Here is a 14,040-nt window from a genome sequence, read left to right as displayed (position 1 = left end):
GAGTTGCCGAGGAAACGCTAGCGGGTTCAAGGCGAAGCGGAGTAACTGGCGAACTGCCGCTGGCCTCTTCACTGGCAAGTTCAGGAATGATGAAGCCGAGGCTTGCCGCATTCGGCACCCGTCGCACCGATGGTGTGAGTGTCGTTTCCATCAACGGGCGAAGTTTGCGCGGGGTTTTGGTTTTGTCCTTGAGGTATTCCAAACCGAGTCCGCGCATCAAGACGGTGAGTAAGTCCATCTTGCCGTGCGCCAGACTCTTTTCGGTGGTTTGCAATTCGCGGTCGGGAACGCCCACCATAAACTCGTTATCATCATAGATGGTCAAATCAACAAACCATCCGTAACCGGCTGCCAATTCATCAACCTTGATAATATCGCCCTCTCTTCGGGCAATCTCACCATTGGGTAAATCGGCAAGTTCAAACCGCACATTGTGCAGTCTCGCCAATTCATCCGCAGAAATACCTGCCTGTCGCCACCTTTCTATTGCCGCTGGCACTAACCATTCAAGTTCATTTTGGCGAAGTTTTTCTATTGACTCATTGGGTTTGATTAATAAATGGGGGACGCGAAGCGTATCGGTCATGCTCAAGGAAGTGGCTTCACCAACTTCGGCTTTCGCTTCGTCAGTTCCAGTTATCGCATCAGCCATGATTGGGCCAGCAGTAAGTGCGCAATTCACATAGTTATCACCGGAAATTACGTCCACACCGCCGCCTGCCGGATTGTCAGCAGCAACTTTGGCTGCGGCGTTGGCTCCCGTAGTAGGTGACGGCGCAAGTCCAACAATGCCGAAATCATTTACGGTAGCAACGGTTCCCTGTTTACGAATACCGATGCCCTGATTGACGCCACTACCTGCACTGGTATTGCCGGTCATTGTCATACAGAGTGTAACGTCACCTGCGGCGCTACCGGAATCAACCCGGATACCGTTACGGTTCGTCAAGGTTGGAGCGGCAACCGTGTTGTTCTGGATGGTCACATCCATGATTGCAAGCGAAGCGCGGGCAATTGCACGTACGCCAAAGCCTTCATTGGCGCTGATGTTGTTATTGTTAATTGTAAAGTTATAGTTAGCTTGCGATGTGCCTAATCCGGCTGGGCCATCATCAGCCTGTACGGCAATCCCAGAAGAACCAGCAGTATTATTTGAGACCAACGTATTGTTGGTAACAGTAGTTGTGCCGGTGACGCTACCTCCCATAAAGACAGTAACGCCGATTCCCGCATAATTTGTCATAGGATTGTTGGCATTGATGGTAAAGTTACTGACCCCCACCTGTCCGTTAAAACTTACCTGGATAGCGTTAGTCCCCATTCGATTGGCAGCGCTTGCGCCTGAAATGGAATTGTTTGAAATATTGATAGGGGTGCCGTTTGCACCGAGCGTTGATGATGTACTGTTTGAACCGTTGCCGCTCCCGCCACCTATAAAAATTCCAGCCCCGCTCGGAAAGTTTGAAATCGTATTGTTGGTAACGGTTCCCGTAGTCAAATGTGCGGTTGTTGCAACTGACCCCTGCTGTAGCACAAGAATGGCTGAACCAAGGGATGTTGCGCCTGAAGTGGAACTGGTTAGGGTGTTATTTGTGATCGTTAGATTGCTGATGGTGCCGTTGCCATTTTCGATTTGAATGCCATGACGACGGGCGTTCGTCAGGATGTTTTGGGTGATCGAAACAGTACCTGTAAGAATCGTGCTGGTGAAGGTGCCGGTTCCGTCATTAAACGCAATATTACTCTCTTCGTACTGACCGACTGCTGCCGTGCCAACATTGTTGATCGTACCATTTTTAAATGTGAAGTTAGTGACTTGTTGCCCATCCACACCGCTACGCCCGATACTTTGAATATTCAGGTTTGTGAATGACGGATTGGTCATGTTTGTCAGTGTAATCGCATGGCTGGTGGTATTTTGAATGGTGCCGCCAGAGCTATTGCCACCAACTGAGGTGTTCCCATTTCCGGTCACAGTAAAGCTGCCAGTTGCATTGGTCACAATAATTCCATTCGTCCCGCCATTGGCCGAAACACTGGTTAAGGAAACCTGTAGTGGCGTTGTCCCACTGGCTTTAGTGATTTCGACAGCAACTGCGCCACTATTGCTGATTGTTCCGCTCGTTATCGTCAGTGTATTGGTGTTATCAGAGGCGTGTAAGGCTCGCTGATTTGCGTTTGGACTAATGTCGAGGTCTGCAAAGGTAAGCGTACCGGTATTACTACTTAATCTTACTCCTGTACCTCCGCTGGTTGTTACGCTCACATTACCCAGATTGACGGTAGCTGAGGAATTCTGAATCAATATCCCACTACCGGTGGAGCCGGATATATTCGTCGTTCCGCTTGTCGTCAGCGATCCACCAACCCCATCCAAACTGAATCCGGTCGCGCCGCTGGTTGAGGTAATGCTGATATTGGAAGTTGCCGTAAGCGTGCCGGTCATAAGGTTGAGGGCTTGCCCTGTACCGTTCATCGTGACATCAGCTATGGTCAATGTTCCGAAATTAGAGCCACCAATATCTGTCGTTGAATTGGCGACCGTGAAACCACGTAGGGTGTTGCCTGACGCAACGTTGATGGCGTTTGCCGCACTGGTAATTGTGGCGAGTGTGCCGCCGGGTGCGAGCGAAGGTAACGGATCACTATTCGGCGCAAGGGTAATCCCTGCAAGCGCCACGAGACTTGCGCCGTTAGCATCCTGACCGATAAGCTTCTGGTTGTTTTCCAGCGTCACCGGACCAGTATAAGCGGTAGCACTTTCATAAATGAAAATGTTGTCACCTGCTGCCGGGTTGCTCACTCCAGCGTTACCATTGACCGCTTCAAAGGCAGCAAGCGTCTGGAACGGATGAGTTAACCTTCCATTGCACCCCGATGCACAAGCCCCGGCATTGTTGTTGATAAACCAAATCATCCCACTGACGGTAATCGTCACCGTTGCGCTGTTGCTTCCGGCACTATTGGTTAGGGTATAAGTAAAAGTATCAGCCCCTTCAAAGCCCGGTGGCGGATTATAGGAAAAACTGCCATCCGCATTCACTGTCACATCCCCGCCATTTACACTGGTCGCGTCGAATGCCGAAATCGTGGCCGCCGGAACCCCTAAATAATCATTCGTTAAAACGCCACTTCCTGCGGGGATTTGGATACGGACATTCCCCGTTGCCGTATAGCTTTCGTTGACCGCAACCGGTGTGGCTTTCAATGACCCCGGCACCAGCGTCGTATTGGCATCAATGGTGTCCGTGAAATTCACCCCCGTTGCATCCATGCTTGCGTTGCTAATCGTCACCGTATAAGAAATCGTGCCGCCGGGACTCACCGAGGCGGGCGAGGCGGTTTTCGTAGCCGTCACAGTTGGCGCGAATAACGCTGCGTAAGAGCTGGCGCTCGATAACGAAGCGCCCGGCGCTGAACTTGGCTCAATGCCCCTTGGTTCTCCGGTCTCGGATGCATTATTGGCTTCAACCGCAGTCAACGAATTGACTGAACCGGAAGACATCGGCAAACCGGAAATTAATAGAAAAAACAGAACCAGAGAACAAAACACTAAAACGATTGGATTGCGAAACGCAGAGGATGAGGCGGTTGATTTCATCGGATACTCCTTAAAAATTCAGGGCGTTAATTTTTACACATCGTTAGAAACTTAAACCGAATCTCGAAGTTAGATTGGCGTGCTGCTTGCGCTATCCCAACAGGGAGGAATCAGGAAAGCGAAATGGGAACTCTTAAATGCTCAAATCGAATTTTGACAACCGGTACATTTCATCACTGATAACTGAATACTTTGGATTAAAATATTATTCGTAAGCTACCAAGACGTGCTTCCTAATCTTTGTCCGGTGATGTCTTATATTTACTGAGGGGCTTAAATAATGCCTTCCGTGCGCAGGCGATACTACCAGCGCCTGGTTTAAAATTCAAATTGCTTTGATTATTGCTCAAATCATTAGCTGCCGGAGTTTAAAAACGGGGCAGTTATTGGCTGCCCCGTGCTGGTTCTAGGTTCGCGGCGGGAAAACTCCCTGTAGCGCGATACAAAAGTAAAACGTCAGGTAAGGCTGCATATTGTTATGCGGCTGATCGCCTCCAGCAGGCGCAAGCGCTTGGCCAGCCATCCCAACCAAGTTGTTTGCCGTACCATATAGATTGATACCATCGCCCATCGCAAAGAGTTGACCGGCTCCGCCAACATTCACCTGATTTTCCAAGGCGAGTTGTGACGAAACGGACATCTGGTGAGGATGCGACGGAATCTCGCTTTCAAGAAGCGTCACGGTTTCGCTGCCACCGGTTTCACCAAGGTCATGAAGCGATAGACCAGGTCCTTGACCTGGATGCATGGGCGCTCGCCCTTGCAAATCGGGTAAGGCAAAATTCGATTTCCCGTTCCCGCCGTAAGTCGTTCCAAGCAACGAGAACAAGGCTGTGTTTTGTGAAAGTGGCATCAATTGCCCGTCACACCATGCCCACCCCCTTGGCGCAAAATTGAAGGGGAAGATTCTGATTTCAGCAACAAATGGATCTGCCATGAAAATCTCCTGTAGATATGATCAATTCAGGTGAATTGATTTTAACCCCTGACCATTAGTTCCCATCATTAAAAATCCATAACAGAAACTACCGTATTTTTTGCGACCTTTCGATTCACCATCTTTTTATGTTGGTGACGGGAAAATTCCGAACAGCGAAATGATGAAATCAATGCAAAGGTACGGTTGAAAATTCGTATGGGGTTGACTTCCTCCAACTGGCGCGACAGCCTGTGGTGACAAGGGTTGCAACGGAGCATCCGTGCCATAGGCAAAAACACCTGCCACAGTGATTCGTGCGCCAACATTACCTGCCGTATCCGTTGACGAAGCTGACGAACTGGAGCCCAGCAGTGGATGGCTGTGTGCGGGAATTTGTTGCACAGTCAACGTGATCTCTTCTGCGCCTCCGGTTTCTGCCAAAATAAAACCATTGCCCTGATGGATAGGAATGCGTCCGCGCAAATCAGGAAGGGCAAAGGTTGATTCCCCGTCCCCGCCATAAGTCGTACCAATCAACTGAAACAGGGTTTCGTTCTCAGAAATGGGAAGCAGTTGCCCTTCACAGAACATCCACCCAGCCGGTGCAAAGTTACCGGCAAACATTCTAATTTCTCCGACATAGGGTTGTGCCATAAATTTTCTCCTTAGTTGGGTGATGGAAAAATGCCCTGTAAGGCAATACAAAACGACAGGGTCAGAAATGGCTGCATATTCAAATGAGCCTGAGAACCGCCTACATTCCCAATGCTTCGGGGATCCATTGCCTGTAGGTTCGCCGGTCCGCCGTAAGCCGACTGGGGATTTGATTTGCCCAGTACAGTCGTGTTGGCCGGTGTGTTGACAGCGTTGTTAGATGTGCCTTCGAGCACATGAGTGTGGGTCGGCAACTCGGCAATCGATAGGGTGTGCGCCTGTTCGCCGCCGCGTTCACCAAGTGTATGCCCACTGCCAACATGAATCGGCACCCGCCCGCGCAAATCCGGCAAGGCAAAATTGACGCGACCATCACCGCCGAAAGTTGTGCCAAGCAGAGAAAACAATGCTTGATTTTGATTGATGGGTAACAGTTGTCCGTTACATAATGCCCATCCTCTGGGAGCGAACACGAAACTCATGATTCGGATTTCGGATAGGAAGGGTTCTGCCATGTATTAGCCTCCTCTTAAATTAAATTTTTTCTACCCCCTAAAACAAACGGCAAGACAAAGAAATGACTGGTACTGCTTAGAAACTACACACAAAAATGTACCGATGGTTCGATATTGCTTTACAACAGAGTTTTGAAAGAAATGGTTTTTATTACTTTGCGAAATTGTTTCAAAGTCTAGTGAATCTCAAAAGCATCAAAAAATAAATTAAAGCTATTTTTCTGTTGAGTTCCGGTCGTGAATTCTATTAGTGATTCAGAACCCCGTCAAGCGGCGTACAATTATTTTAAATTTTGTTCAGGTGATAATTCGGTTTGCGCGCATAAGCCACCTTCCATAATCCATCCTTTGCAGGAACCAAAGTTTTGAAAAGTATTTTTAATCCCCGATTTCACTAAAAAACATGTGAATGTTTACGGGCTTACGATTAATATCACCCTGCAAGGAGTTTAATTTAAACCTGTTGGAGAAAAATAATGACGATTTCAAGAAGAAACTTTATTCAAAAAGGGAGTTTGGTGGGAATTTCGGCAGTCGCAACTTTCACTCTACCCAGCCTCGCATTCGGTCAATCCGCCGGCAGCAAAAAACCCGTGAGTTCAGGTAGCGGTACGGTCAGCGAGCCTTCAGGAAACACCACGCTCGACAGTTTGACGAGAGCAGATTTTGCCAGCGTCTTGCCCTCAACCTTCATTATCAATCACCCAACCCACGGCAGAATCGAAGTCTATTTGAAAGATGTTGAAGACCTCAGCCCGGACATCTTTAAACCTCATGCCAGCAAAGGCATCGAATGTTTCAATCTGATTTTTGCCTGTCAATCTACGGTAGAACTGGGACAGGGAACCTATCAATTCGAGCATGAAAAACTGGGCACTTTTGAATTACTGATCGTTCCGGGAAAACGCTTGCGATACGGACGCGATTATGGCGCGATTATTAATCGCCTGTACCCATAACTAATTTATCCATCGACCGGGACTTCAGCGGTCAGGCAATCCGGGTGTTTCCCAAATTCCGGCTCGTTCATCAGGGAAGGAGACACCTCACAGGCTTTTCAACCCGATAATTCAACAGGGGGAGCAGGCGTAACCTCAAGCGCCTGTCGATACCTTATTGTCTAAAGCGCTACCGGCGTCCATTCCATCAATACATTGATGCCGTCGTTTTCGACCGGCTTAAATCCGAGTCGCTCAAAAAGCTGTAAGGATGGATTAAAGACTTCGACGTGAATACGAATGTGTTTACCGGACGCCTGAGCTTCGTTGAGGAGCGATTGAATCAGCGGTTTGCCGATACCGCGACCGCGATAGGCAGGCAAAATGGCAATGTCAACGATGCGAATTTCCGATTTGCCGCGATAGACATAAAGTCGTCCGACCGGCTGTTCAGCAAATAAAATAATGTCGAATTGCGCTTCGGCGTAATGAGTGCGGTAATGATTTCGTTGCGCCGCAAATTGCGCTTTAATAAAAATAGCTTTTTGCTCGGCGCTCCAGGCAACCAGGGATAATTCATACTCGCGGCTTGCCCCGTACAAGGCGAGCAGCAACGCTTCGTCCGCTTCGGTTTCAGGTCTTAGGGTGACGGTCATAATTACTCGCGAAAATAATTGAAGATGGCTTCGTAATAGACGCCCTGATTATCTTTTTTGATCGGCACCAGAAAAAGTTCCAAATCGCCCAGGCGTTCATGGCTTACCGGATAAATCATCTGTTGCAAAATCCAATTGATGGGACCGCGAAAAATCAAGGAAAACTGTTCCTGCTTGTCGGTCGTGCCGAGATCATTACATTCCAGCAGTTCCAATGGAAAAATTGTTTCCTGCGCTTGGACATTGAAGGTTGTATTTAAACAGACATTGAAATCTGCTCTGGTCAATTGTTCACTCATGGATTATTCCGCCTTTTCTGGAGTCGCACCATCTGGTAATCGTCGCATAAAAAAATAGGCGCTGTCTTGGCTGACGATGGCAAAACCCGACCGCTCATATAAACGAATTGCCGGATTGTGCTTTTCGACATTCAAGCTAACCGGTTTGTTCAACCGCTGGGCTGCATCACATAACTCGCCAAGCAACTTCGCGCCAAAGCCGCGATTTCGGTACTCGTTCAATAACGCAATATCGACCAGGCGAAATTCTTCGCCCCGGTCGCTCACAAACATTCGTCCAATCGGGTTTTCATCCAACAGAATGATTTCGTGCGCGGCATTGGGATTTTGAAATCGATAGGACTGTTCCCTTGCCTGATGCTGCATTTTCAAAATCAGGTCGAGTTGTGATTGCGCAATTCCCATCCCCGCAAAATCAGCAGCACGAACTTCGCAGTAGAGTTCGTAAAGAAACCCTTCATCACCCGTGCAGACTGGTCGTTTACTTAAAGCCATAGTTGAATCGGTATTGATTACCTGAAAAATCAGCAGCGCAGTATACGGCAAAAAAAAGCCGGGTTTCAAACACTTAAATGTCGGTTGTGGTGTCGCCAGTAAAATTTTGCTTAACGATTGAGAATTTCCTGCGCCTGCTGTTTATTGACCTGGTGTAAGCGAATGATTTTATCTCTGCCGCTGTCACCGGCAAGGATGTCAACCGACTGAATGGGAATATGAAAAAGTTTGGCGAAAAATTTACGGCACTCGGCATTGGCTTTGCCATCGACGGGCGGCGCGGCAAGTTTGATTTTTAACGCCTGCCCATATTCGCCGACGATTTCGGTTTTCGCGGCGCGCGGTTGCGCATGAATTCTAAAGGTCACCGCGCCGTTTTTTTCGGTTATCTCGATCACAGCAAAACCCCGCCAAATAAACCCGCAAAAATGCCCATCGCAAAGCGCACCAGTAAAAGCGCCACCATCGGCGATAAATCGAACATGCCGACAGTTAGATATTTCCTTAATGGTTTGAGCAACGGTTCGGTAATTCTAAAGATGAACCGAAACAAACGATTGCCATAGCCAACCCCTAAAAACGGCAAAACGATTCTCAGCAAAATCGCCAGAATGTACAAATCGCCAATGATGTAAACCACCATTAAAAGCGCGAATTTCAGCGAGAAGGTGTCTCGACGTAAAGCGGTATTGACATCAAGCAAAATTTTGCCGACCTGCCAGATGGCATCGGCACAAATCAACCCGGTAAAAAAGATGATGGCTCCGGCAACCAGCGGCAATAAATCATAACGCGATGACCGCCCGCTGAATTGATAGCGCAAGGGTCTCACCATCGGTTCCGTCAGGTGCGTCAAATGATAGGGAATGCGCGCAAACGGATTCACCCCGGAAAACGATAAAATCACTCTCAATAAAAACAGTGAAGCGAAAGCTATCGCTCCCCAATAAATCAAATTCCCCAACCAGGAGATTGCAAAAATTAAGTAATCCAAATTCGCTTACTTTCCTCTCTCTCCAAAAATTGCGCTGCCGACACGAACCAGCGTCGCGCCCTCTTCAATGGCAACTTCAAAATCGTGACTCATACCCATTGAAAGCTGAGTTAATTTCTTAGCCTCCGGTCGCGTGCGATTGACCTCATCAAGAATTTCCCGCAACCGTTTGAAGTAGGGGCGGGTCTTTTCGACATCCTCAAAAAACGGCGGCAATACCATGAGACCCTGCAACCGCAGGTTGTTTGCCGCATCCAGGGTTTCGACAATCGCCGCAAGTTCACTGACATCCGCGCCCGATTTCGTCGCTTCGCGCGCCAGATCAACTTGAATCAAAACGTCTATCGTTCTTCCCTCTTCACCGGCAATGCGGTCAAGGCGCTGCGCCAGTTCGCAACCATCAATCGTGTGAATCCAGGCAAAGGTTTTCACCGCCGGTCGCACTTTATTGGATTGCAGATGCCCGATGAGATGCCAATTGATGCCATCGCCTTTCACCAACGGCGCTTTTTCAACCGCCTCTTGAACCTTATTTTCGCCAAGCACACGAACCCCTGCATCAACTGCCTGCTGGACAATCTCCGGTGCAAAGGTTTTCGATACCACGACCAGCGTAATGTCATCAGGATTTCTGCCTGTGCGAGTTGCTGCGTTTTGAATCCGTTCTTTTACGCTTGCCAGGTTGTCTTTAATTGTTTCACTCATTCGTTTCAATCTTAGCAAGACAGCGATTCAGCGCAAAGCGGCAAGTTAGGACGATGGTTTAATAAGAAAGGTTGATTTATGAACGGGTAAAAATATTATTAGCTTCCCCTAAATCGCGCGCTGATGGCGTGATGATGGTTTTTGCATTGACATGAATCTTTTCGCCTTTTTGCAAAGCGCGTCGCACATCGTCTTCGCAAACAAACTCATGAATGACTCTGTGATTATTCGATGATGCTTGCACAGATGGCGGGGGCGCAGGTGGCGCAGGTGGTGTGACCGGTGGCGGCGTCTGCACCTGCACAATAATCGGTTGCGGACTCGTTGGCGGCGTTGGCGCAGGTTGGGGTTGCGGCTGAATTTGTTGCGTGTGGCGGTGAACCTTTGCGCCGCGTTCAGCCAGGAAACGGTCAACCAGAGAAGTTATTGCTGCGCGGTCAACCGCTGTCTTGGTTGTGGAAACCGCTTGCGCAGCGGTTTTCATCTCTACAGGCAAACGATTGATGGCTTTGGTTTCAAAAGCGATGCGTTTGACATCGACCAGATGGCGCGGCGAAATATTATCGGAAGTCACATTGCCGCCCCACGAACCACACCCCAAAGTCATCGACGGCTCAAGGTCAGTGGTAAATCCGATTGCCCCATGCGTTGACGGGCTGTTGACAATCACCCGCGACACCGGCATCCGTATGCCGTATTCGCGCGCCGCATCACGGCTCTGCGTATGAATCGAAGCGGTGTGCCCCATGCCGCCAAATCTTAAAATTGCGGCGGCGCGTTCACAGCCTTCTTCGAGATTTTCGACAACATAATAAGCCAGGAGCGGCGAGAGTTTTTCCATTGAAAGCGGAAACGTTTTGCCGACACCGGCAAGTTCAAAAACCAAAGCGCGGGTGCCATCGGGAATCGTCAGCCCTGCCATCTCGGCAATCACTTTGGCGCTGCGACCGACGATTTTGGCATTGAGTTTAACCTCTGGCGTGGCTACAACTTTTTCGAGCGCATCCTGTTGCTCTTTATTTAAAAAGTATGCGCCTTCGGCAGCGAGTCGCTCGCGCACCTCTTTATCAATCGGGCGTTCGACCACGATAGCCTGCTCCGATGAACAGATGGTGCCGTTATCGAAACATTTGCCGGTGAGAATATCTTTCACGGCTTTATGAATATTCGCCGAGCGTTCAATCATCGCCGGAACATTTCCGGGACCGACACCGAACGCCGGTTTCCCGGAGGAATAGGCAGCGCGCACCAGCCCTATGCCGCCGGTCGCTAAAATCACGGCGGTGAGTTTGTGCTTCATCAATTCCTGAGTGCCCTCCTGAGTGGCGTGCGTCATACAACTCACAGCGCCTGCGGGAAGCCCTGCGGCTTCGCCGGCAAGGCGCATCACCCGCGCGGTTTCATTGATACATTGAGCAGCCGCAGGGTGCGGACTCAAGACCACGGCATCACGAGCTTTGATAGAAATTAATATTTTAAAAATGGCTGTGGAGGTCGGATTGGTGACCGGGATGATTGCCGCGACCACGCCGCGCGGCGAAGCGACTTCGATGATGCTGTCGGTCTGTTTGAGAACCCCGACGGTCTTCATCGGCTTAATGAAGTTATAAATCTGTTCGGCGGAAAAACGGTTCTTGGTATTTTTATCGGCGGCGCTGCCAAAACCGGTTTCCAGGTGCGCCATTTCACCTAAGCGATAACTCTCTTCAAGGGCGGCGCGCGCCATTGCTGCGACAATTGCATCAACCTTTTCCTGTGAAAATGTCGCAAGAATTTTTTGCGCGGCGGCAGCGCGTTCGACCAAGTCACGCGCCTGCGTTAAGGATTGATTGTTAGGGTCGTCAGACATGGGTTAGATGAGTATGGCGCTTGGTACTTTATGCTTCGTGGTCACATCAACCTGGCAGGTACAGGCAAACCAGGAAAAATGTGATTAAAAATTCAACGTACCTGTCACCAGGTTCAAAGCACAAAATACCAAAAAATTTATTTCCGTTCTTTTTTGCCTTCGGTGAGCGCGCGCGAACCATCACCACCGGCACCGGTAGAAAGTTGACCTTGTCCGCCGTTGGTCAATTCGTGAACCGATTTAATGGTTTTGCTTTTTTCCAGAATGTATTCCAACTCTCGGTGTGGACGCGGTATGACATGAACGCTGATTAATTCACCGACGCGCCGGGCGGCGGCAGCGCCTGCATCTGTCGCCGCTTTTACCGCGCCGACATCGCCGCGCACAAACACTGTGACATAGCCCGCGCCGATATATTGTTTGCCGACGAGTACGACATTCGCGGCTTTGGTCATTGCATCTGCGGCTTCGACGGCTCCCACAAAGCCTTTGGTCTCGATCATGCCGAGAGCTTCCATTGACATAAATATTCCTCCGATTTCGGACTGTTGATGCTTATTCAAAGATGGGCATCAGCGATGAAAATTGTTGCTTCTTTGATGCTCAAATGATTTTCTTAACAAAGAGCATCAAAACTAACAAAACACCTATAGGCAGTCAAGCAAACTGCTTGACACCCAAGCCCGGCAACCATAAGATTCTGTTTGCATCCGTAAGCCCCAATAACGACAGGAGAAAAGAGAGGTCGTGCAACAACTTATGCCGACTCTAGGCGAAGAGCTAAGACGCAGACGCGAACAACTCAACATAGACCTTAACGACATCGCTGATTCCACCAAAATAGGGATTCGTTTTCTTAAAGCCATCGAAGCCGATAACTATGCGATATTACCGGGCGGCATCTTTACGCGCTCGTTTATTCGCGCTTTCGCTAAAAAAGTCGGCATGAACGAAGATGAAGCGATGAATCTTTATGTGCAGCAGGTCGCGCCGCCACCGGTTATCGAACAACCGGAAGACAATCATAAAAAATCGTCGAAACAACCGCCTTCAATTATTCAAGCTTACGAAAATCAGCCGCCGGTCATTCGCAAGAAACCTGCCAAGACCTCAACCGAAACCAACTGGTCGAGTGTGCTCATCATTATTGGAATATTAATTGTCGTCGGCATCATCATCGCCGCGCTCGTCCGGCAGATTAATAAGAATCAAGCGGCTCAGGTGGTCATTCCCGAAAAGCCCAGAATCGAACAACCGCAAGCGGAAGAACCGTCGCAATCGGCATCTTCGCAAAATTCATCGCAACCCACGCCAACCGCTGAACCGCCACAGGCACCCAGTGTCAATGCCGGCGATACCTTGAAGGTGAGAATCGAAGCCAAAGACAACGATATATGGATTCAGTATCAAGCCGATGAAGCCAAACCCGCGCAAGTGATTTTAAAACCCGGCGAAGGTCAGGATGTGCCGCCCGCTCTCTCGGCTGTCAAAATCAAATATGGCAATAAACAATCCTTGAAGTTGATTATCAACAACAAAGAAGCAAATCTGCCGGTTGATTTACCGGAATGGAAAGGCAACATTTTAATTTCACGCGATACCTTGCCAACCTTTTTTCAAACCCAATCCCCGGCACCTCCGCAATAGATTTTCATTAATCGAATCCATCTCACCTTTTATATGCCTGGTCAACGTTCATCCCCTCTGCGGGGATTTTCGCTTTCCCCTGTAAAGTTGCGGTTATTGTCACGGTCAAGCCCGCTCGGCAAACGAATTGGCGTGTTTAAAAATTTCGCTCATCCCTTCTCAGCCGTTGTCTTGCTGGCACATGGGTTGCTCTCTGACCTCAACGTGAGAAACATTGACGCATGAATGAATAGGGGTGTCTGCATCCATGACATCGCTGCATTGATTACGGTCAACGATGGGGTGAATAAAAGTTGAAGCGAATAGCGCAAGAGAACGGCGGCGATCAAACCCTGCCGGTTGGATAACCAGTTACTGAAACCTTGCCGACTCTCGCGTTATGAACCATCCCTATTGCTCAAGGGGTGATTGCGGCGACGCCCTGTCAATACTGAATGATGAAGGGAGGAAAGAGATGTTAGTTGAGTTTTCAATCCTGCCGCTTGGAGCCGGTGACCACCTATCGGGGCCACTCGCTGAAATTTTAAAAATCGTCGATACCTGCGGATTGCCTTATAAACTGACGCCTGGGTCAACTTGCGTTGAAGGCGAGTGGCAGGAGGTCATGGAAGTCGTCAGGCTCTGTCATCTGCGAATGCGTAATCATTCAAAGCATGTGATTACGACGATTAAAATCGAAGATGAAGAGGGGGTGACGAATAAAATTACCCGCAACATCACCTCGGTTGAAGCGGCTGCCGGGCGCAAACTCTCAACCTGAACAGGACG

General features: G+C 49.2%; 14 protein-coding genes and 1 pseudogene. 3 read left to right on the top strand and 12 right to left on the bottom strand.

What is annotated here, in order from left to right; genetic code table 11:
• The 4 genes from AB1757_29495 to AB1757_29480 all read right to left on the bottom strand — a co-directional run.
• On the bottom strand, positions 1–3,601 hold a 3,601-nt coding region (locus tag AB1757_29495; GenBank protein MEW6131200.1), incomplete at its 3' end, for an Ig-like domain-containing protein.
• A gap of 406 nt (positions 3,602–4,007) precedes the next feature.
• Positions 4,008–4,538, bottom strand: coding sequence for a tail fiber protein (locus tag AB1757_29490; protein ID MEW6131199.1), 531 nt, complete (start codon positions 4,536–4,538; stop codon positions 4,008–4,010).
• Positions 4,539–4,664: 126 nt separating this feature from the next.
• Positions 4,665–5,174: a tail fiber protein gene (locus AB1757_29485; protein ID MEW6131198.1), complete on the bottom strand. Its 510-nt coding sequence runs from the start codon at positions 5,172–5,174 to the stop codon at positions 4,665–4,667.
• An 11-nt stretch (positions 5,175–5,185) separates the two neighbouring features.
• On the bottom strand, positions 5,186–5,689 hold the full coding sequence (locus AB1757_29480) for a tail fiber protein (protein MEW6131197.1): 504 nt from the start codon (positions 5,687–5,689) through the stop codon (positions 5,186–5,188).
• Between the two features lie 476 nt (positions 5,690–6,165).
• On the opposite strand from AB1757_29480, the gene AB1757_29475 reads away from it, so the two are divergent.
• Complete coding sequence (locus AB1757_29475) at positions 6,166–6,648, top strand: hypothetical protein (GenBank protein ID MEW6131196.1); 483 nt, start codon at positions 6,166–6,168, stop codon at positions 6,646–6,648.
• Positions 6,649–6,809: 161 nt separating this feature from the next.
• Here the strand turns inward: AB1757_29475 and AB1757_29470 are convergent, their stop codons facing one another.
• From AB1757_29470 to AB1757_29435, 8 genes and pseudogenes are all read right to left on the bottom strand, one after another.
• Positions 6,810–7,283 (bottom strand): GNAT family N-acetyltransferase, encoded by a 474-nt coding sequence (locus AB1757_29470; protein MEW6131195.1) that lies wholly within the window; start codon positions 7,281–7,283, stop codon positions 6,810–6,812.
• Between the two features lie 2 nt (positions 7,284–7,285).
• Positions 7,286–7,582: a hypothetical protein gene (locus tag AB1757_29465; GenBank protein MEW6131194.1), complete on the bottom strand. Its 297-nt coding sequence runs from the start codon at positions 7,580–7,582 to the stop codon at positions 7,286–7,288.
• Between the two features lie 3 nt (positions 7,583–7,585).
• Complete coding sequence (locus tag AB1757_29460; protein ID MEW6131193.1) at positions 7,586–8,077, bottom strand: GNAT family N-acetyltransferase; 492 nt, start codon at positions 8,075–8,077, stop codon at positions 7,586–7,588.
• 110 nt (positions 8,078–8,187) lie between these two features.
• A complete protein-coding gene (locus AB1757_29455; GenBank protein MEW6131192.1) occupies positions 8,188–8,475 on the bottom strand; it encodes a DUF167 domain-containing protein in 288 nt (95 codons plus the stop codon).
• On the bottom strand, positions 8,472–9,071 hold the full coding sequence (locus AB1757_29450) for a YggT family protein (protein ID MEW6131191.1): 600 nt from the start codon (positions 9,069–9,071) through the stop codon (positions 8,472–8,474). The genes AB1757_29455 and AB1757_29450 overlap by 4 nt, the downstream gene beginning before the upstream one ends.
• A gap of 6 nt (positions 9,072–9,077) precedes the next feature.
• The gene (locus AB1757_29445; protein ID MEW6131190.1) at positions 9,078–9,776 is read right to left on the bottom strand and encodes a YggS family pyridoxal phosphate-dependent enzyme; all 699 of its coding nucleotides are present in this window, start codon (positions 9,774–9,776) and stop codon (positions 9,078–9,080) included.
• 76 nt (positions 9,777–9,852) lie between these two features.
• Positions 9,853–11,625, bottom strand: a complete 1,773-nt coding sequence (locus AB1757_29440; GenBank protein ID MEW6131189.1) for an aldehyde dehydrogenase family protein — start codon at positions 11,623–11,625, stop codon at positions 9,853–9,855.
• A 254-nt stretch (positions 11,626–11,879) separates the two neighbouring features.
• Positions 11,880–12,149, bottom strand: a pseudogene (locus tag AB1757_29435) (BMC domain-containing protein).
• Between the two features lie 235 nt (positions 12,150–12,384).
• Between AB1757_29435 and AB1757_29430 the strand changes: the two are divergent.
• A complete protein-coding gene (locus AB1757_29430) occupies positions 12,385–13,272 on the top strand; it encodes a helix-turn-helix transcriptional regulator (protein MEW6131188.1) in 888 nt (295 codons plus the stop codon).
• A gap of 454 nt (positions 13,273–13,726) precedes the next feature.
• Positions 13,727–14,032: a thiamine-binding protein gene (locus AB1757_29425; GenBank protein ID MEW6131187.1), complete on the top strand. Its 306-nt coding sequence runs from the start codon at positions 13,727–13,729 to the stop codon at positions 14,030–14,032.
• The last annotated feature ends 8 nt before the right edge of the window (positions 14,033–14,040 follow it).

This window comes from Acidobacteriota bacterium, assembly GCA_040754075.1.
In the GTDB taxonomy this organism is placed as follows: Bacteria; Acidobacteriota; Blastocatellia; order UBA7656; family UBA7656; genus JBFMDH01.
This window is presented reverse-complemented; position numbering and strand designations above follow the sequence as displayed.